The following is a 17,286-nucleotide window of genomic DNA, read 5'->3' as shown; positions in this document are numbered from 1 at the left end:
GTTGAAGGAATATTGATATGAAGAACCGCACCGGCGCGCAGATTTTGGTCGATCAACTGGTCATCCAGGGCACCGAGCGTATCTTCACCGTTCCCGGCGAGAGTTTTCTCTCGGTTCTCGACGCACTGCACGACTGCGGCACGATCCAGACCGTTGCGACGCGGCAGGACGGCAGCGCCGCCTTCATGGCCGAGGCCGATGGCAAGATGACCGGCGCGCCCGGCATTGCCTTCGTCACACGCGGCCCCGGGGCGACCAATGCCAGCATCGGTGTCCATACCGCAATGCAGGACTCGACGCCGATGATCCTGTTTATCGGCGATGTTGCCCGCGATGACCGCGACCGCGAGGGCTTTCAGGAAGTCGATTTCACCGCGATGTTTACTCCGCTCGCCAAATGGGCGGCACGGATCGACAATGCTGCCCGGATTCCGGAATATATCGCACGGGCCTTTGATACGGCGAGTTCCGGACGACCCGGTCCGGTGGTGCTTGCCCTGCCCGAGGATATGTTGCGCGATACCGTCGAGGCACTCGACCGGCCCAAGGTCATCGCCCCGGCCCAGCCGCTCTGCCCCGACGCGATGACCACGCTCACCGACATGCTGCGCGATGCCACCGATCCGATCGCGATTATCGGCGGCGCTGGCTGGAGCGAAAAAGCCAAATATTATTTTGCCCAATATGCCGAGCGCATCGGGCTTCCTGTGGCAGTCGCGTTCCGGCGGCAGGATAATTTCCCGAACGAAAGTCCGGTCTATGCCGGCAATCTCGGCTATGGCCCCAATCCGAAGCTGACCCAGCGGATCAAGGATGCCGATCTGATATTGGCCGTCGGCGCGCGGCTGGGCGAGGCCACCACCGATGGCTATACACTGGTCACCCCCGACCATCCCGACCAGATATTGGTCCATGTCCATCCCGATCCGGACGAGCTCAACCATGTCTATCGCATCGACCTTCCGATCTGCGCGGAGATGGATGAATTCGCCGAACAGGTCGCCCTGTGGGAAGATGATCTGCTGAGCTTTGACGCCGGCAAGGCCGCGCATGACGATTATCTCGCCTGGTCCACGCCACAACCTACGGCTGCGAAACTGGACCTCGGCCAGTGCGTTGCCGCGATGCAGCAGCAACTTCCCGCCGATGCGATCATCTGTAACGGCGCTGGCAATTTTTCCGGCTGGTGGCACCGCTACTGGAAATATGGCGCTTTCCCGAGCCAGCTTGCTCCGACCAGCGGCGCGATGGGCTATGGTGTCCCCGCATCCGTGGCTGCTGCCCTGCGCTTCCCCGACCGCGTAACGGTGGTGATCGCAGGCGACGGCGATTTCATGATGAACGGTCAGGAACTGGCCACCGCGATACAATATGATGCCAATTTGCTGGTGCTGGTGATCGACAATGGCAGCTTCGGTACCATCCGTCTGCATCAGGAACGTGAATATCCGGCAAGGCTGTCGGCAACATCACTCAAAAATCCGGACTTCGCAAAGCTGGCAGAGGCTTATGGCGGATGGAGCGCAACCGTAGAGAATACCGACGCATTCGCGCCCGCCTTGGCCGATGCGATGCAACGGAACGGATTACGGTTGCTGCACCTGAAAACCGATGTGGAATATTTGACGGCTGCCGGTGCGACGGTGAGTGGGCTCAGAAAACGCTGAAATAGCCCACTCATTCTCAATCACCGACAATCGAATTCAACCGGAACGCCTTCCGCTATACTCGCCCGTACCGCATCGATATCGGCTATGCCTTCTCGACAACCCGGCCCATGGCCTTGTCCATGACTTCCGAACTTAGCGCCGTTTGATAATTCCCGGCCACAATTTTGCGAATAAGCCCGACGAGCCTGTCGGCTTCCCGAATGCAATTGGCCTTGTCAAAACAGGCGATGGCACCTCTGTTAAGCGCGTCGATCCTGATTTCGGACCCCCGCACCGACGATGCCGAAACGATCATCACCCGCGCCAGTTCATTGGACACAATATGGTCGAGCAATTGCAGTCCGTCCATGCCGGGCATATTAATGTCGAGCAATACCAGATCGAACAACCGTTCTTCCAGGATTTCGATCGCCTGCATCGCATCCGCCGCATGTTTTGGCGGACGAAAATCCCGATGGTTGCTTATCACGACATCGAGCATTGCTCTCAATGTTGACGAATCATCGACGATAAGCGTTCTAATAGCTCCTAGCATGACGTTCTCTCTCTCCTTGCCAAGCAGGTTGCTTGAGCAGTTGTATAAACATACGGCGATTGCGACGATCTATTAACCATAGCATCTAAAACTATCTTGAAAAACGGCGGAACACGGGGGAATCGCGCACGAATATCCCGCCCGACGTTAACGATAAAAAGAGGTTTGCCGCGCATAGCGAGGGGGTCTGGAGACACCCACATGAAATTCGTTTTACTGAAATCGCACGGCGGCAATTACATGGTCGTTGTCGAGAATATCGCGTGGCTGCGCACCGATGCCGATGGTCAGACCAAAGTCGGGATGGTCGGAGGTTCGCCGCTGCTGGTGGCCGGCACGATTGAAGAAACCGCGGCGACGATATTGGCGGGCTAGTCCCCTTCGCCCGCTACTATAGCGGGTGGAGTAGCTAGGCTTCGCTCATCGCCAAAATTGCGTCCCACTCGGCCTGTGTGACTGGCGCGACCGACAGTCGCGACTGGCGGATGATCGCGAGATCCTTGAGTTCGGGGTTCTGTTTCATTTCCTTGAGCGGTACCGGCTTGGCCAGTTTCCGCACCGGCTTCACCTTGACCACTACCCAGCGTTCGGGATCGGTGCTGACATCTGGGCTATGTTCTTCGGATATTTCCATGATGCCGACCACGTCCAGACCCTGGCGGGAATGATAGAAAAAGGCCTGATCGCCCTTTTTCATGGCCTTCATATTGTTCGAGGCCTGCGCGTTTTTCACCCCGTCCCAGGTGCCTTCGTCCTCCGCGACCAGATGGTCCCAGCCATATTCATCCGGCTCCGACTTCATCAACCAATATTGCGGCATGTTTTGCTCCTTCGGTGAGGACCGGATTGTAGCCGACAGCGCACAAACAAAAAAGGCCCCGCAATCCTGCGAGGCCTTTCCTGTTTTTCGATATCCAAATTTATTTTGGCATCAGCAGATTGTCGATGATGTGCAGCGTTCCGTTGGTCGATTTCACGTCGGCCTCGGTTACAGTCGCTTTGTTACCGGCACCATCTTCGAGAACGATCTTGTCGCCGTCCATCGAGGCTTTGATTTTGGTGCCTTCCAAAGTGGCGATATCCGCGGTTCCGCCGCCATCTGTAATCGCCTTGGCGATGTCAGCAGCAGTCATGCTGCCTTCGACCAGATTATATTTGGTGATACTGGCCAGTTCATCCTTGTTATCGGAATGCATCAGCTCGCTCAGCCGTTCCGCATCCATCTTGTTATACACTTCGTTGGGCGCAGCAAATGCGGTGAAATTACTATCACCATCGAGGTCGGCACCAACGCCGGACAGGCCGATCAATGTGCTTGCGGTGCTGAGGTCGGGATTGGCCTGCAGAACGGCGATCAGATTGGTCGGTTTATGTTCATCAGCGAGACGCGTATCGAGAATTTCCTGTTCTTCTTTGCTCAATTCCGAAGAACATGCAGGCAGCATCGCCAACAGGGCAGACGCTAGAATAATTTTGGGGGCTTGAAACATGAATTTCCTTTCTTGTAATCACGCTGTCGCCCGCACTATGCGGGGAACAGCTGATGAAATCCGTAGGCGCGAACTACGCCCCCACGCCCAAGAATGAAACCCTCAATATTCCTAATAGAAAAGGCCCCGCCACTCGGCGAGACCTTTTCCAGTCCATCCTAGTTCGGGGGATGAAAACTATCCCGGCATGACAACCGTATCGATCGCGTGAATCACGCCGTTGGATGCTTCGACATCGGTCAGGATCACGGTCGATTTGCCGCCCGCCGCGTCTTCCAGAATCACCGATTCACCATCCAGAGAGGCTTTCAGCTCTGCGCCCTGTACGGTGGTCAGCGTCGCTGTCCCGCCGCCATCGGTGATGGCCTTTACGACGCCTGCCGCGGTCAGTTTACCGGCGACCACATGATAGGTCAGAAGCGCGGTCAGGTCGGCTTTCTTTTCGGGGGTCAAAAGCGCGCTCAACGTGTCCTGGTCGACCTTGGCAAAAGCATCGTTGGTCGGGGCAAAGACGGTGAATGGCCCTGCGCCGCTCAATGTCGCGCCGAGATCAGCAGCGGTCACAGCCGCTACAAGGGTAGAGAAATCGTCATTGCCGATGGCAACATCGACGATTGTGCCCGGTTCAGCGGTCGCTTCGGAGTCCATCATCGCATCGGCGGAGCTTTCATCAACCGCAGCCTTTGGCGCTTCGGTCGAGCAAGCCGCCAGAGCGACGACAACAGTGGTGGTCAGAATCATTTTGGGGGAAATACGCATGATAAGCCTTTCAAAATTGCATGGTCATCTATTCCGGTCGCAAGAACGACCGGTCTTCGAATATGCAAGATATGGGCTAGATCAGGACCGGTTCAAACCTGTCCTTTCGGGCGTATCACGTGTCTCAGTCCTTGCCGAGATGGACAAAATCGCGGTCGAAGCTCTTCAGACTGGCGCCGCCATCGATATAGACAATCTGCCCGGTGACGGCTTTCGCACCGGCCAGATAGAGGACGCCATCGGCGATATCATCCAGATCGGGCAGCCGGTCGAGCGGCATCATCGCGGTGATATTGGCCAGCTGGTCTTCGCCATATTCCCCCGCCGTCAGCGTCAGTCCGGGAGCCAGCCCGTTGACGCGAAGCTTGTCGGCACATGCGACCGCCAGCGAACGCACGGAACCGGCCAGGGCCTGTTTGGAAAGCGTGTAGCTCAATTGGTCCCGGTTGGGATTGCGGATGCGCTGGTCGAGAATATGGATGACACAGGCCCGGTCGCTGCCTGCAGGCCGTCGATGGTGGAGCGCGGTCGTCAACAACATCGGCACAAGGCTGTTGACCCGGAAATGGTCTCGCAGAGCCTTTTCGCCAATGGCTTCGGCATCATCCTGGCCAAAAATCGAGGCGCTGTTGACGATGAGATCCGGCGTCCGGCCGAAATGGTCGACGATCTCGTCCATCAGAGCTTCGGCAGCGCCGTCATCGAGAAAATCCTGCTGGAAACCGGACCATTTACAGCCCGTTTCCACGAGTTTCTTTGCCAATCCCTCTTCGGGCGTGGCATCACTATTGCCATGCAGCGCCAGCGCATAGCCGGCCTCGGCCAGGCGCGCGGCAATCGCCGCACCAACCCGCTTCACGCCGCCGGTGACCAGCGCTAGCGGTCTGGTCATTTCCGGCCCCGGCTAAGCGTAATGCCGATCTGCTCTCCCTTTTCGGAGATCAGCAATTTGACGATCTTGACGGTGACCCGGAGGATATTCTTGTCCTGCAGGAACAGCGTCTCGACGATATGATCCGCAACCGCCTCGATCAGCTTGAAATGCACGCCCTCCGGCAGCGCGTCGGTCGCGGCATGTTTGAGGTCCATGTAATTTTTGGACCGTTCGAGCGGGGTGTCCGCTTCATAGCGTTCCTGTATCTTCAGCTCCGCCGCAATCGAGATGCGCAGCGGCTGCGGCAAATGGGTTTCTTCGGAATAGATCCCGGTGAGCACGTCAACGTCGAGATCGTTGACTTCCAATAGCAATGTGTCTGTCATAGATAGTCTCTGATCTTGTTCCGGTTAAATGGCAAGTCAGGCGGACCAGCGAGCGAAAATCGCCGTCGGCAGCAGCAATCCCCGCGCCTCTTCGCGAACCGCCAGTTCACCGACCTCGACGGTGCCGCCGAGATGGGCGAGTTTTTCGTTGAGCAGCGAACCGAGCGCCAGCGCCGACATGCGCACGGCATAGACGGTCAGGAACATACAGCGACTGTCGCCATCGAGCAGCTTTCCGCAATCCTCGACCAGCCCGGCCAGATGTTCTTCCAGTCGCCAGATTTCGCCATCCGGACCGCGACCATATTTTGGCGGATCCATCAGGATCGCGTCATAACGCCGTTCGCGCCGCACTTCGCGAGCGGCAAATTTGGCGGCATCGTCGATGATCCAGCGGATCGGACGATCGGTCATCCCCGAAAGGGCGGCATTGTCGCGTGCTGCGGTCACCGATTTCTTCGACGCATCGACGTGCACCAGATTGGCCCCGGCTGCCGATAGTGCCAGCGTCCCGACCCCGGTATAGCCGAAGAGATTCATCATCTGCGGCGATTCAACATTCTGCAAATTACCGCGGAACCAGCGCCACACCGGATCCATGTCCGGAAAATAGGCGAGATGGCGGAACGGTGTGCACTGGGCGGTGAAGCTGACTTCTTCCCACTCCATCTGCCAGCCCTCTTCCGGGACATTGGCGTTCAGATGCCAGCGACCACCGCCATCCTCGTCGGATGCGGGAATAAATTCACCATCGGCTTGCCAGTCATCATTGGCCGGAGCCCACATCGCTTGCGGTTCCGGACGGATGAAATGATATTTCCCGTAACGCTCGAGCTTGCGGCCATGGCCGGAATCGACCAGCGCATAGTCGCTGCGCGGCTCGCTGATCATCAATATCGGGGCGGTGCTGGATTCAGCCATCGGTCGGCGTGGCGTTGGACATAACGAATTGCTTCACCGCATCATATGTGCCCGGCAGCTTGGTATATTTTTCTTCCCGGTCAAACAGATCGCCAACGCGGCGCGGCAATATCGGACGGATACCGGTGGCCCGTTCGACGGCATCGCGGAATTTCGCCGGATGGGCAGTTGCCAGCGTGACCACGGGCACCGATGGATCGAGATCGACATGTTGCGCCGCCGACAGACCGATCGCGCTATGCGGATCGATGACATGACCGGCGCTGTCCTGCGCCCAGCGCATCGCCAGCGACATATCGTCCGGATCGACGCGGTAGCTGGTGAAAATAGAGGCTGCTTTTTCCCGCATGGCGGGTTCCAGCTGCATATTATGGCTCTGTTCGAAAGCCGCCATGCGGGCGGCCGTCTTGACGCCGTCACGGCCTTCCAGATCGAACAACAGACGTTCGAAATTGCTGCTGACCTGAATATCCATCGAAGGTGCCGCTGTAGGAGTCACGGTCCCGGTGGAATAGTCCCCTGCGCTTAGCGCACGGTGGAGGATATCATTGACGTTGGTCGCCACGATCAGCCGCTCGATCGGCAATCCCATTTTCGACGCGACATAGCCGGCAAAGACATCGCCGAAATTGCCCGTCGGCACCGAGAAAGCGATCTTGCGATGCGGCGCGCCCAACTGGCTGGCCGCGTAAAAATAATAGACGACCTGCGCCATCAGCCGCGCCCAGTTGATCGAGTTGACCGCCGAGATCGAGAAGCGGTTGGTCACTTCCTGATCCGCGAACATCCGTTTCACCATCGCCTGGGCATCATCGAAACTGCCGTCGATCGCGATATTATAGACATTCGGCGCAAGGACCGTGGTCATCTGCCGGCGCTGGACATCCGATATCCGGCCATCGGGATGGATCATGAAGATATCGACCTTGTCCCGGCCAGCCAGCGCATCGATCGCGGCCGAACCGGTATCTCCGGAAGTGGCGCCCACGACCGTCAGATGCTTGTCCTGCCGGGCGAGAAATTTCTCGAACAACAGGCCGAGCAATTGCAGCGCGACGTCCTTGAACGCCAGTGTCGGGCCGTGAAACAGTTCGAGCAGCCATTGCCGCCCGTCGAGCTGTACCAGCGGTGTCACCGCCGCATGGGAGAAGCGGCCATAGGCCTGTTCGCAAATATCCCGCAATTCCGCTTCGTCGAGCGCATCGCCGACGAACGGCAGCATCACGCGAACCGCGGTTTCGACATAGGAAAGCCCCGCCATTCCTGCGATCTCGGCGGCGCTGAACGAAGGCCAGGATTCCGGTACATAGAGTCCGCCGTCGCCAGCCAGTCCGGCCAGGGTTACTTGTTCGAAATTCAATGGCGCCGCTGCGCCTCTGGTAGAGATATATTCCATGGTGCGAGCGGGTTAGCGGCAGCGCCCGATCAGGGCAAGAACTATGCTTTGACCGGACGCTTTATCGCACCCTTCTCAAGCTGCATTTTAAGCGTGCCGAGCCGCTCGACCGCATTGGCGGCATGTGGCCCGATCCAGCGTTCGTGGATGGCATGGATAGGCAGAGGATTGAGATGGTTCCAGCGCTCTCGCCCCTTCTGTTGCGGAATGACCAGGTCCGCCTTCACCAGCACCTTGAGATGTTGCATCACGGTGCAGCGGTCCAGTTCCGGAAAATGCACGCAGAGCGCCCCCGTGGTCAGCGGCTGATCGCGCAAATCGTCCAGAATCTGGCGACGGACTTTGGACGCAAGGGCCTTGAACACCTCGTCATATATTTCGCTGGTTGACATGTTACTTTTTTATAACATATATCGGACGGCATTTCAAGGGAGAATCACCGTGGATCTGAAATTCAAAGTTGCCGCCCGTATTTCCAGACCCGTCGCGGAAGTGTTCGAAGCCGTGGCCAATCCGGAACAATTGTCGGGCTATTTCACTACCGGCGGCGCGCAGGGTCGTCTCGAGACCGGGGCGACCGTGATGTGGGACTTTCATGATTTTCCCGGCGCGTTTCCGGTCGAGGTCACCGAAGTCATTCCGAACGAGAAAATTTCCATCCTGTGGGAGGCGGGCGACGCATCGGGGGACGCAGGCTACAAGGTCGCAGCCACAATGACTTTCGAGGCGCTGGAAGACAACCGGACGCTGGTTACGATTTCCGAAGGCGGCTGGCGACCGACCGAAGCCGGTCTGAAAACCTCCTATGGCAATTGTTCCGGATGGACGCAGATGCTGTGCGCGCTCAAAATGTGGGTCGAGCACGGGATAAATTTGCGCGAAGGCTTTTACAAATAGCCGGCCTGTATCACTTGACCCTGTTGCGACCGCGCAGGGCGAGCAAAAAGATAATCAGCGCGATCGCGGCAAAGAGGAACCACTGGACCGCATAAGACAGGTGATTGTTCGGAACATCTTCCAGAGCTGGCGGCTGGCTTTTCTGCAGTCCGGCCACCGGTTCGCTCGCCACCAGACGGATGATATACTGGCTGTCCGGCGCGATGATCCCGTCGACGACGCCGCCCTGCCAGTCCGGATCATCCGGACGGCTGGACCAGCCGGCAACCACCTGCGCGCCCGGGCCCTCGGCACCGGCGGTGCGGCACTGGGCAATATGGGCCCAGCCCGATTGACCGGATGCATTGCGGCCACTGGTAGAACGCCATCCGGTGACGGCGAGACAATTGACGGTGGATTTACGAAAATAGGGCGCGTCTTCGGCGCTTGGCACGGCGGGATAGGAAATAGCCGGCATATCGGATGCTGCGGCATAGGTCGCCAGCAGGTCGTTCTTCCATTGCGCGCGCTGTAACTGCCAGATGCCGAGACCGACCATAGTTGCCACAGCGATCAGGACGAGGATTGTCCCCAATATCGGCAGACGCTTCGTCATTCGCCGTCGCGCGTGTCGATGCTGCCTTCGCGGGCCTGGTTGCGATGTTCCAATATCAGCAGGATCGCCTTTGATACCCGCAGCGCACCGACAACTGCGCCGACAGTCAGCGGCACCCAGAGCAATAGATGTACCCAGAAGGGGGGATGGAAATTGGCCTCGACCGCCAAAGCCAGACCGAGGATGATCGCGCCGACAATCAGTGTCAGGAAAGCGGCCGGGCCGTCACCCACATTATACTGGCTGAAGTCCAGACCGCAGCTCCGGCATTTGTCGGAGAATTTTATCGCATTGGCAAAGAGCGTCTTTTGCCCGCAATGGGGGCAAAGACCAAAAAGGGCAGCGGGAAGAACATCCGGCTGCCCTTTTATATTTTTGTTTTCGGTCAACACACTGGCCTAATGAACCGGCGCGCCCCAGCCGCCCCAGACATAGACGACGATGAACAGGAACAACCATACGACATCGACGAAATGCCAATACCAGGCTGCTGCTTCAAAGCCGAAATGCTGTTTCGGGGTGAAGTGGCCCTTATAGGCCCGCACCAGACAGACGATCAGGAAGATCGTGCCGACAAGAACGTGGAAGCCGTGGAACCCGGTCGCCATATAGAAAGCCGAGCTATAGTTGAGGCCGGCAAACGGGAATGGTGCAACGCTATATTCATAAGCCTGAATGAACGAGAACAGCGCACCCAGCAGGATGGTCAGCCAAAGACCGGTGATCATGCTCTTCCGGTCACCGTGGATCAGCGAATGGTGTGCCCAAGTAACGGTAGTACCGGAGCACAACAGGATCATCGTGTTGAGCAGTGGCAGTTCAAAGGCGTTGAGCACTTCGATGCCTTTGGGCGGCCATTGCAGAAGCGCAGCAGCGCCGTCCTGACCGATGTAATTGGTGACAATGCCGTCAACCATTTCGAGCGGCTGAGGGAAAAGTGCGAAATCAAACCATGCCCAGAACCAGCCCACGAAGAACATGACTTCCGAAGCAATGAACAGGATCATGCCGTAGCGCAGGTGAAGCTGAACCACCGGTGTGTGGTCGCCCGCGTGGGCTTCCTTGATCACGTTGGACCACCATGAATAAAAGGTCAGTCCGATGGCTGCACAGCCGACGTAGAAAATAAGCGCGCCAAATGCCATATCGTGCATCCAGCGAATGCCGCCGATTGCCATGACAAAGGCAGAAAAAGAGCCAAACAGCGGCCAGATGTCTGGCGGCAATATGTGATAATCATGATTTTTGGCACCGGCCATATTGTTTCCCTAACCTTGTCTTGAATTTCTCTTAGCTATCGCCCGTACCGGCGTCTACTGCCTGCTCGTCGGTCGAACGATAAAAAGTATAGCTGAGCGTAATTTCCTTGATATCCTTTGTTTCCGGATCATCCAGAATCGCCGGATCAACATAATAAAGCACCGGCATCCGCATCGTCTGGCCCGGCTTCAGCAATTGTTCGCTAAAGCAGAAGCACTGGACCTTGTTGAAATATTGACCGGCGAGCAGCGGCGTCACATTGAACGTGGCGGTACCGACGACCGGCTGGTCGCTTTTGTTGGTCGCTATGAAAATCGCCATGTCGCGGGCACCGACGGTGACATGATCAACCGCCTGCTCCGGCTTGAACGACCAGGGTAGCGCGGAATTGACATTGGAATCGAAACGGATCGACATCACCCGATTGGTCGCCTGAACCGTTGCAGCCTGTGCTTCGCCGACCCGCTGCGTGGTCCCGGCATAGCCGGTGACGCGGCAGAAAACCTCGTATAAAGGCACAGCTGCAAAGCCAAGGCCTAGCATACCGAAGCCCAGAGCGCCTGCCATCAGGGCGCTGCGCCGGTTCTTGCCGGAAAGAGGGGTTTTAACGGTCGCCATCAGGAACCTGATCCGATTTTTACGATCGTGATGAAGTAGAATAATACCACCATCGACAGCAGCAGCCCGGCCATGATGATCGCGCGATGCTTCTGACGGGCCTGATACACCTTCTGCTCTTCCGGAGTCATCGGAGCCTTGTCCTGATCAATGTCGTTCATGCGAATATCATCCGATCGGCAACAACCGCTGCGAAGAGTGCAAAGAGATAAAGGATCGAGAATTTGAACAGCCGCTTTTCGGCCGCCATATCGTCGGGCCGCGTTGTCGTACTGCGCGCGACTTTCCAGGCAAGCACGCAGAATATCACGCTCAACAATATTGCCGCAGCGCCATATACTATTCCGGCGAGGCCAAGCGCAAAGGGCGCAATCGCGACGGCGGCCAGTATCAGGCTGTAACCGAAAATCTGGTTGCGGGTCGACCGCTGACCGGCGACCACCGGCATCATCGGAACACCGGCTTTGGAATAATCGCTGTTCATGAACAGCGCGAGCGCCCAGAAATGCGGCGGCGTCCAGAAAAAGATAATGGCAAACAGCAGGAACGGCATCATCGTCATATCGCCGGTCACCGCAGCCCAGCCAATCGCTGGCGGGAATGCGCCGGCGGCGCCGCCGATCACGATATTTTGCGGCGTGCTGCGCTTTAGCCAGATCGTGTAGACGACAGCATAGAAGAAAATCGAGAAGGCGAGAAATATCGCGCTGAACCAGTTGACCGCGACACCCATCAGCAGAACCGAGAAGACCGACAAGCCGATGCCGAAATGCAGCGCCGTTTCCCGGTCCATCCGGCCAGCCGGCAGCGGACGCTGGCTGGTCCGTTTCATGATCGCGTCGATATCGGATTCATACCATTGGTTGAGCGCGGCCGAAGCCCCTGCCCCGAGGCTGATCGCGAGAATCGCCGTAAAGCCGATAACCGGGTGGATCGATCCCGGTGCCGCCAGCAAACCGCAAAGAGCGGTAAAAATGACCAGAGACATCACGCGCGGCTTGGTCAGCGCAAAGAGATCCTTTGCGCTGGCCAGGCCTTGTATTGTGTGTGACGCGGTGGTCATTTCTCGTTCCAAGCTTTCGCTTCGTCCTCAGATCACTTGATCTGGGGAAGGGTTTCGAATTGGTGGAAAGGCGGCGGGCTGGACAATGTCCATTCCAGCGTCGTTGCGCCTTCGCCCCAGTAATTGCCTTCCACTTTACGGCCAGCAATGAAGGCGTAGGCGATATTCACGAAGAAGATCAACACGCCAACCAGCATCACGGCATAACCGAGCGAGCTGATCTGGTTCCAGTAAGCAAACTGCTCCGGATAGTCGGCATAGCGACGTGGCATGCCTTGCTGTCCGAGGAAATGCTGCGGGAAGAACAGGATGTTCACGCCGATGAAGAAGATCCAGAAGTGGAGCTGCCCCAGCAATTCGCTGTACATCCGGCCCGACATTTTCGGGAACCAGTAATAGAAGCCGGCAAAGATCGAGAAGACCGCACCCAGCGACAGCACATAGTGGAAGTGGGCAACCACATAATATGTATCGTGGAGATTGTCGTCGATACCGCCATTGGCCAGCACAACACCGGTCACGCCACCGATGGTGAACATGAAGATGAAGCCGAGAGCCCACATCATCGGTGTTTTGAACGACATCGAGCCGCCCCACATGGTTGCGATCCACGAGAAGATCTTGATGCCGGTCGGCACCGCGATCACCATGGTCGCTGCGGTGAAGTACATTTTCACGTTAACCGACATGCCGGTGGTGAACATATGGTGCGCCCAGACCACAAAGCCGACGACACCGATGGCAACCATCGCATAAGCCATGCCGAGATAACCGAAGATCGGCTTGCGGCTGAAGGTCGAGATGATGTGGCTCACCATACCGAAACCGGGCAAGATCATGATGTAGACTTCGGGATGTCCGAAGAACCAGAACAGATGCTGGTACAGCACCGGATCACCGCCGCCGGCGGCATCATAGAAAGTCGTACCGAAATTACGGTCGGTCAACAGCATTGTAATCGCGGCAGCCAACACGGGAAGTGAGAGAAGCAGCAGGAATGCGGTAACCAGAACCGACCAGACAAACAGCGGCATTTTGTGCAGGGTCATACCCGGCGCGCGCATATTGAAGATGGTGGTGATGAAGTTGACGGCGCCCAGAATGGATGAAGCACCCGCCAGATGGAGCGAGAGAATTGCCATGTCCACAGCAGGCCCGACAGAGCCGCTGGTCGACAGCGGCGCATAGACGGTCCAGCCCGTGCCGGCACCGTTACCGGTACCGCCGGGAACGAAAGATGATCCGAGCAGCAGAAGCAGCGCGGGGACGAGCAGCCAGAAGCTGACATTGTTCATCCGCGGGAAGGCCATGTCCGGAGCGCCGATCATCAGCGGTACGAACCAGTTACCAAAGCCGCCGATCATCGCCGGCATGACCATGAAGAAGACCATGATCAGGCCGTGTGCTGTGATCAGCACGTTCCAGAGGTGATAGGCCTGATCCATCGAGGCTTCGCTGCCGTTGGACATGCTTGCCCAGGCTTGCAGATATTGGATGCCGGGCTCAGCGAGTTCGAGCCGCATCAGTCCGGAAATCCCGCCACCGATGATCCCCGCGAAAATCGCGAAAATCAGATAAAGTGTGCCGATGTCCTTGTGGTTGGTCGACATGAACCAGCGTTGGAAAAAGGCCGGCTTGTGATCCGCGTCATGCGCGTGATCATCAATATGGCCATCTGCTGTGATAGTTGTCATTGCTCTAACCCTCAGTTGGTCGCAGCGGCTGCATCGGCAGGCGCAATTTCGGAAGTCGCGTCAGTGGCGACGGCTTCGGTAACGACAGCCTCTGCTGCCTCGCCCTTCACCGTACCGCCATTGGCGCGAACCCAGTTGTTGAATTTTTCTTCGGAAAGAACTTCGACCGTAATCGGCATGAAGCTGTGCCGGGCGCCGCAAAGTTCCGAGCACTGACCGTAATATACGCCTTCGCGATCGATCTGCAGAACCTTTTCATTAATCCGTCCCGGTACCGCATCCAGCTTGAACCAGGCCGAAGGAATGGCGAAGCTATGGATAACGTCCGCCGCAGTGATCAGCAGCTTGACCGGCTTGCCCACCGGAATGACCATACGGTTGTCGGCTGCGAGCTGGTGCGGTTCACCGCGTGCTGCTGCATCTTCTTCCGACATCATATTGGAAATGACTTCGAAATCGCCATTGTCGGGATAGCTATAGCCCCAATACCATTGATAGCCGGTGACTTTCACAGTCAGCGCATCTTCCGGCGCCGGCTCGAATTGACGGGCCAGCAGGCTGATCGACGGCACCGCGATGACCACAAGGATCAGAACAGGAATGACCGTCCAGATAATTTCGATGAACGTATTGTGTGTCGTTTTAGACGGCTCGGGGTTGGCGCCGCGACGAAAGCGGAAAACGACCCAGAACAGGAGAAACAGAACAAGCAGACTGACGCCAAACATCATCGGCACCAGGATCGCATTGTTGATCCAGTGCGCGGTTTCGCCGGTTGGGCTGAACTGCTCCTGAAAATCAATATTGCCATCTACCGGCATACCGATGCCTGGCGTCGGCTTCATCGGGGTATAAAGAGCAGGGTCAAGTCCGGATGCAGGCGCTGCCGCCGCTGCCGGTACGTCCGCTGCTTCCAGTTCACTGGCCGCTGCCGGATTTACGACTGGCGCTTCCGGCAATGCTTCCTGCGCCGACAATGCAGCCGGCGTGAGAATCAGGCCGATGGCCAGAATCCAAGCTTTCAAAAAATGAGTCATAAATCGCTCAACCCTATCTTACCCCAAGTTTCGGTAGTTTTCCGGCAATGGCCCGTCTTTTGGAATCAGCGAGCCCGGCCTGGAATAGTCCGATTGGGGCGGCTTATAGGCATGGTTGCCGCAAGCCTCAAGCTGCCGATTGGATATTTTTTCAGTTTTTTGACTTTAATTTTTCTGGCAATGCAGTGCCAATATGGCCATTTGGGGAGAAAGGCGAAAATCAGGCAGGGATGAAACATTGACAGAAGAAGAGATTTTAGCGGAATTCCGGAGCTGTGATGCGCTGCTGCAGGGCCATTTCGTCCTTTCCTCAGGCCGCCATAGCAGCCGCTATTTACAATGCGCGCGATTGCTGATGAACCCTGCCCGGGCCTCGCGGATGGCAGAGGCCCTCGCAGCAAAGATTCCCCAGAATATCCGGCGTTCGATCGATATCGTCGTCTCTCCAGCAATGGGCGGCGTGATTATCGGCCATGAAATGGGCCGCGCGCTTGGTCTCGACGCGCTGTTTCTCGAACGTCCCGAAGGCACATTCGAATTACGCCGGGGATTCCGGCTCGAACCGGGCCAGAAAGTTTTGATGATGGAAGATGTCGTCACCACCGGCCTGTCGTCGCGCGAAGCCATTCAGGCCATCCGCAACGCCGGAGGCGAGGTGATCGCCGCCGGCGCCCTGATCGACCGTTCCAATGGTGCCGCGCAATTTGACGTGCCCTTCTTCCCGCTGGTGGCGCTGGATGTGCCCTCTTATGCCGCTGACGAGATTCCCGCCGAACTGGCGGCCATTCCCCCGACCAAGCCGGGCAGCCGAGCGGAGCCATCCGCAGCGTGAGCACAACCAACCCGCTAAGACTGGGCGTCAATATCGATCATGTGGCCACGATCCGCAACGCGCGCGGCGGTGACCATCCCGAGCCGGTGCGCGCTGCGCTGGTTGCAGCCGAAGCTGGCGCGGATGGCATAACCGCCCATTTGCGCGAAGACCGGCGCCATATCCGCGATGACGATCTGACCGTCCTGATGGACAAGCTGACCATCCCGCTCAATCTGGAAATGGCGGCGACCGACGAGATGCTGCAAATCGCGCTGCGCCACAAGCCGCATGCCGCCTGTATCGTCCCGGAAAACCGCGAAGAACGGACAACCGAAGGCGGGCTCGACGCTGCGGGGATGCACAACAAGCTGGCCGATTTTGTCGGGCAGTTGAAAGAAGCGAATATCCGTGTCAGCCTGTTTATCGAACCCGAGCCGCGCCAGATCGAAGCCGCCATCCGCCTCGGTGCGCCAGTGGTCGAATTTCACACCGGCCGCTATGCCGAGATCAACGGCGCCGAACGCGAAGCCGAATTGCGCCGGATCGCAGATGCGGCGGCTCTCGCGGCGAAAAACGGCATCGAACCCCATGCCGGTCACGGCCTGACCTTCGACAATGTCATACCGATTGCCGCAATCCCGCAGCTCGCCGAGTTGAACATCGGCCATTTCCTGATCGGCGAAGCGATCTTCAGCGGTCTCGACGGCAGTATCCGCCAGATGCGCGCGCTGATGGATGAAGCACGGTGAGACTATCAGCGAACTTTTCCTCCCTGCAGCGTAGCGGCGGGGGGGGGGCGCCCCTCCACCTCCCTTCGGGCGGTCCCCCTCCCCGTCTCCGACAGGGAGGAAATAATATGATCATCGGCCTCGGTTCAGACCTCTGCAATATCGAGCGGATCCAGAATTCGCTCGACCGTTTTGGCGAACGGTTCGAACTGCGCGTCTTCACCGAAGTGGAACGGGCCAAAGCGGCACGGCGACCGCATACTATTGCCGGAACCTACGCCAAACGCTTCGCCGCCAAGGAGGCTTATTCCAAAGCGGTCGGCACCGGCTTTCGCGCCGGCGTCTTCATGAAGGATATCGGAGTCATCAATGCCAAGAGCGGAGCGCCAACGCTGGCCCTGACCGGTGGCGCGAAAAAACGGCTCGACGCGCTAACACCGGCGGGATATGAGGCGATTGTTCATCTCACGCTCACCGACGATCATCCATGGGCGCAGGCCTTCGTGATCATTGAAGCCCATCCCCTGTAGGAAAAGCGCTTCCCATGGA

Annotated in this window: 23 protein-coding genes; 6 read left to right on the top strand and 17 right to left on the bottom strand. The window is 57.7% G+C overall.

The window, feature by feature from the left end:
- The first annotated feature begins 17 nt into the window (after positions 1-17).
- Positions 18-1,667 carry a thiamine pyrophosphate-binding protein gene (locus tag AAC060_RS04550; protein ID WP_339823362.1) on the top strand — a complete coding sequence of 550 codons (1,650 nt, stop codon included), beginning with the start codon at positions 18-20 and terminating at the stop codon, positions 1,665-1,667.
- Positions 1,668-1,752: 85 nt separating this feature from the next.
- On the opposite strand, the gene AAC060_RS04545 is transcribed toward AAC060_RS04550, so the two are convergent.
- Positions 1,753-2,205, bottom strand: a complete 453-nt coding sequence (locus AAC060_RS04545; RefSeq protein ID WP_339823359.1) for a response regulator — start codon at positions 2,203-2,205, stop codon at positions 1,753-1,755.
- 201 nt (positions 2,206-2,406) lie between these two features.
- Here AAC060_RS04545 and AAC060_RS04540 point away from each other — a divergent pair, with 201 nt between their 5' ends.
- Positions 2,407-2,580: a hypothetical protein gene (locus tag AAC060_RS04540; protein ID WP_335653157.1), complete on the top strand. Its 174-nt coding sequence runs from the start codon at positions 2,407-2,409 to the stop codon at positions 2,578-2,580.
- 34 nt (positions 2,581-2,614) lie between these two features.
- Here the strand turns inward: AAC060_RS04540 and AAC060_RS04535 are convergent, their stop codons facing one another.
- The 8 genes from AAC060_RS04535 to AAC060_RS04500 all read right to left on the bottom strand — a co-directional run bounded on the left by AAC060_RS04535 (position 2,615) and on the right by AAC060_RS04500 (position 8,423).
- Positions 2,615-3,025: an EVE domain-containing protein gene (locus tag AAC060_RS04535; RefSeq protein WP_339823357.1), complete on the bottom strand. Its 411-nt coding sequence runs from the start codon at positions 3,023-3,025 to the stop codon at positions 2,615-2,617.
- A gap of 100 nt (positions 3,026-3,125) precedes the next feature.
- Complete coding sequence (locus tag AAC060_RS04530) at positions 3,126-3,695, bottom strand: fasciclin domain-containing protein (RefSeq protein WP_339823355.1); 570 nt, start codon at positions 3,693-3,695, stop codon at positions 3,126-3,128.
- A gap of 177 nt (positions 3,696-3,872) precedes the next feature.
- Positions 3,873-4,454 carry a fasciclin domain-containing protein gene (locus AAC060_RS04525; protein ID WP_339823352.1) on the bottom strand — a complete coding sequence of 194 codons (582 nt, stop codon included), beginning with the start codon at positions 4,452-4,454 and terminating at the stop codon, positions 3,873-3,875.
- Between the two features lie 124 nt (positions 4,455-4,578).
- Positions 4,579-5,346 carry an SDR family oxidoreductase gene (locus AAC060_RS04520; RefSeq protein WP_339823350.1) on the bottom strand — a complete coding sequence of 256 codons (768 nt, stop codon included), beginning with the start codon at positions 5,344-5,346 and terminating at the stop codon, positions 4,579-4,581.
- Complete coding sequence (locus tag AAC060_RS04515; RefSeq protein WP_339823348.1) at positions 5,343-5,714, bottom strand: dihydroneopterin aldolase; 372 nt, start codon at positions 5,712-5,714, stop codon at positions 5,343-5,345. Before AAC060_RS04515 ends, AAC060_RS04520 begins: the two co-directional genes overlap by 4 nt.
- A 36-nt stretch (positions 5,715-5,750) precedes the next feature.
- Positions 5,751-6,635, bottom strand: coding sequence for a class I SAM-dependent methyltransferase (locus AAC060_RS04510; RefSeq protein ID WP_339823345.1), 885 nt, complete (start codon positions 6,633-6,635; stop codon positions 5,751-5,753).
- Positions 6,628-8,031: a threonine synthase gene (thrC, locus tag AAC060_RS04505; RefSeq protein WP_339823342.1), complete on the bottom strand. Its 1,404-nt coding sequence runs from the start codon at positions 8,029-8,031 to the stop codon at positions 6,628-6,630. Before thrC ends, AAC060_RS04510 begins: the two co-directional genes overlap by 8 nt.
- Positions 8,032-8,072: 41 nt before the next feature.
- A complete protein-coding gene (locus AAC060_RS04500; protein WP_339823339.1) occupies positions 8,073-8,423 on the bottom strand; it encodes a helix-turn-helix domain-containing protein in 351 nt (116 codons plus the stop codon).
- 49 nt (positions 8,424-8,472) lie between these two features.
- Between AAC060_RS04500 and AAC060_RS04495 the strand changes: the two genes are divergently transcribed.
- Complete coding sequence (locus AAC060_RS04495) at positions 8,473-8,928, top strand: SRPBCC family protein (protein ID WP_339823335.1); 456 nt, start codon at positions 8,473-8,475, stop codon at positions 8,926-8,928.
- A gap of 10 nt (positions 8,929-8,938) precedes the next feature.
- Here AAC060_RS04495 and AAC060_RS04490 read toward each other — a convergent pair whose 3' ends face one another.
- Genes AAC060_RS04490 through coxB form a run of 8 tightly spaced genes read right to left on the bottom strand, consistent with a single transcriptional unit; the run spans position 8,939 to position 15,195 of the window.
- Entirely contained in the window at positions 8,939-9,523 is a 585-nt protein-coding gene (locus AAC060_RS04490; protein ID WP_339823334.1) for an SURF1 family protein, read from the bottom strand.
- Complete coding sequence (locus AAC060_RS04485) at positions 9,520-9,912, bottom strand: DUF983 domain-containing protein (protein WP_339823331.1); 393 nt, start codon at positions 9,910-9,912, stop codon at positions 9,520-9,522. The genes AAC060_RS04490 and AAC060_RS04485 overlap by 4 nt, the downstream gene beginning before the upstream one ends.
- Positions 9,913-9,921: 9 nt before the next feature.
- Positions 9,922-10,782, bottom strand: a complete 861-nt coding sequence (locus AAC060_RS04480; protein ID WP_339823329.1) for a cytochrome c oxidase subunit 3 — start codon at positions 10,780-10,782, stop codon at positions 9,922-9,924.
- 31 nt (positions 10,783-10,813) lie between these two features.
- Entirely contained in the window at positions 10,814-11,401 is a 588-nt protein-coding gene (locus AAC060_RS04475) for a cytochrome c oxidase assembly protein (RefSeq protein WP_339823327.1), read from the bottom strand.
- Positions 11,401-11,562, bottom strand: coding sequence for a hypothetical protein (locus AAC060_RS04470; protein ID WP_339823326.1), 162 nt, complete (start codon positions 11,560-11,562; stop codon positions 11,401-11,403). Before AAC060_RS04470 ends, AAC060_RS04475 begins: the two co-directional genes overlap by 1 nt.
- Positions 11,559-12,464 carry a heme o synthase gene (locus tag AAC060_RS04465; RefSeq protein ID WP_339823323.1) on the bottom strand — a complete coding sequence of 302 codons (906 nt, stop codon included), beginning with the start codon at positions 12,462-12,464 and terminating at the stop codon, positions 11,559-11,561. Before AAC060_RS04465 ends, AAC060_RS04470 begins: the two co-directional genes overlap by 4 nt.
- A gap of 32 nt (positions 12,465-12,496) precedes the next feature.
- Positions 12,497-14,158 (bottom strand): cytochrome c oxidase subunit I, encoded by a 1,662-nt coding sequence (gene ctaD / locus AAC060_RS04460; protein ID WP_339823320.1) that lies wholly within the window; start codon positions 14,156-14,158, stop codon positions 12,497-12,499.
- 11 nt (positions 14,159-14,169) lie between these two features.
- The gene (gene coxB / locus AAC060_RS04455) at positions 14,170-15,195 is read right to left on the bottom strand and encodes a cytochrome c oxidase subunit II (RefSeq protein ID WP_339823318.1); all 1,026 of its coding nucleotides are present in this window, start codon (positions 15,193-15,195) and stop codon (positions 14,170-14,172) included.
- Between the two features lie 238 nt (positions 15,196-15,433).
- Between coxB and pyrE the strand changes: the two genes are divergently transcribed.
- The 3 genes from pyrE (at position 15,434) to acpS (ending at position 17,267) form a co-directional block, all read left to right on the top strand.
- A complete protein-coding gene (pyrE, locus tag AAC060_RS04450; protein WP_339823315.1) occupies positions 15,434-16,027 on the top strand; it encodes an orotate phosphoribosyltransferase in 594 nt (197 codons plus the stop codon).
- Entirely contained in the window at positions 16,024-16,758 is a 735-nt protein-coding gene (locus AAC060_RS04445) for a pyridoxine 5'-phosphate synthase (protein ID WP_339823313.1), read from the top strand. The genes pyrE and AAC060_RS04445 overlap by 4 nt, the downstream gene beginning before the upstream one ends.
- Before the next feature lie 107 nt (positions 16,759-16,865).
- Positions 16,866-17,267 carry a holo-ACP synthase gene (acpS, locus tag AAC060_RS04440; protein WP_339823311.1) on the top strand — a complete coding sequence of 134 codons (402 nt, stop codon included), beginning with the start codon at positions 16,866-16,868 and terminating at the stop codon, positions 17,265-17,267.
- Positions 17,268-17,286 lie beyond the last annotated feature (19 nt).

Origin of the sequence: uncultured Parasphingorhabdus sp. (assembly GCF_963975555.1) — a bacterium.
GTDB lineage: Bacteria > Pseudomonadota > Alphaproteobacteria > Sphingomonadales > Sphingomonadaceae > Parasphingorhabdus.
Note: the sequence above shows the minus strand (reverse complement) of the source record. Positions and strands in the feature narration are given on the sequence as shown.

Coding starts and splice junctions, on each gene's coding strand:
- AAC060_RS04550 (WP_339823362.1), top strand. CDS start 18: ATGAAGAACCGCACCGGCGCGCAGATTTTGGTCGATCAACTGGTCATC.
- AAC060_RS04545 (WP_339823359.1), bottom strand. CDS start 2,205: ATGCTAGGAGCTATTAGAACGCTTATCGTCGATGATTCGTCAACATTG.
- AAC060_RS04540 (WP_335653157.1), top strand. CDS start 2,407: ATGAAATTCGTTTTACTGAAATCGCACGGCGGCAATTACATGGTCGTT.
- AAC060_RS04535 (WP_339823357.1), bottom strand. CDS start 3,025: ATGCCGCAATATTGGTTGATGAAGTCGGAGCCGGATGAATATGGCTGG.
- AAC060_RS04530 (WP_339823355.1), bottom strand. CDS start 3,695: ATGTTTCAAGCCCCCAAAATTATTCTAGCGTCTGCCCTGTTGGCGATG.
- AAC060_RS04525 (WP_339823352.1), bottom strand. CDS start 4,454: ATGCGTATTTCCCCCAAAATGATTCTGACCACCACTGTTGTCGTCGCT.
- AAC060_RS04520 (WP_339823350.1), bottom strand. CDS start 5,346: ATGACCAGACCGCTAGCGCTGGTCACCGGCGGCGTGAAGCGGGTTGGT.
- AAC060_RS04515 (WP_339823348.1), bottom strand. CDS start 5,714: ATGACAGACACATTGCTATTGGAAGTCAACGATCTCGACGTTGACGTG.
- AAC060_RS04510 (WP_339823345.1), bottom strand. CDS start 6,635: ATGGCTGAATCCAGCACCGCCCCGATATTGATGATCAGCGAGCCGCGC.
- thrC (WP_339823342.1), bottom strand. CDS start 8,031: ATGGAATATATCTCTACCAGAGGCGCAGCGGCGCCATTGAATTTCGAA.
- AAC060_RS04500 (WP_339823339.1), bottom strand. CDS start 8,423: ATGTCAACCAGCGAAATATATGACGAGGTGTTCAAGGCCCTTGCGTCC.
- AAC060_RS04490 (WP_339823334.1), bottom strand. CDS start 9,523: ATGACGAAGCGTCTGCCGATATTGGGGACAATCCTCGTCCTGATCGCT.
- AAC060_RS04480 (WP_339823329.1), bottom strand. CDS start 10,782: ATGGCCGGTGCCAAAAATCATGATTATCACATATTGCCGCCAGACATC.
- AAC060_RS04475 (WP_339823327.1), bottom strand. CDS start 11,401: ATGGCGACCGTTAAAACCCCTCTTTCCGGCAAGAACCGGCGCAGCGCC.
- AAC060_RS04470 (WP_339823326.1), bottom strand. CDS start 11,562: ATGAACGACATTGATCAGGACAAGGCTCCGATGACTCCGGAAGAGCAG.
- AAC060_RS04465 (WP_339823323.1), bottom strand. CDS start 12,464: ATGACCACCGCGTCACACACAATACAAGGCCTGGCCAGCGCAAAGGAT.
- ctaD (WP_339823320.1), bottom strand. CDS start 14,158: ATGACAACTATCACAGCAGATGGCCATATTGATGATCACGCGCATGAC.
- coxB (WP_339823318.1), bottom strand. CDS start 15,195: ATGACTCATTTTTTGAAAGCTTGGATTCTGGCCATCGGCCTGATTCTC.
- acpS (WP_339823311.1), top strand. CDS start 16,866: ATGATCATCGGCCTCGGTTCAGACCTCTGCAATATCGAGCGGATCCAG.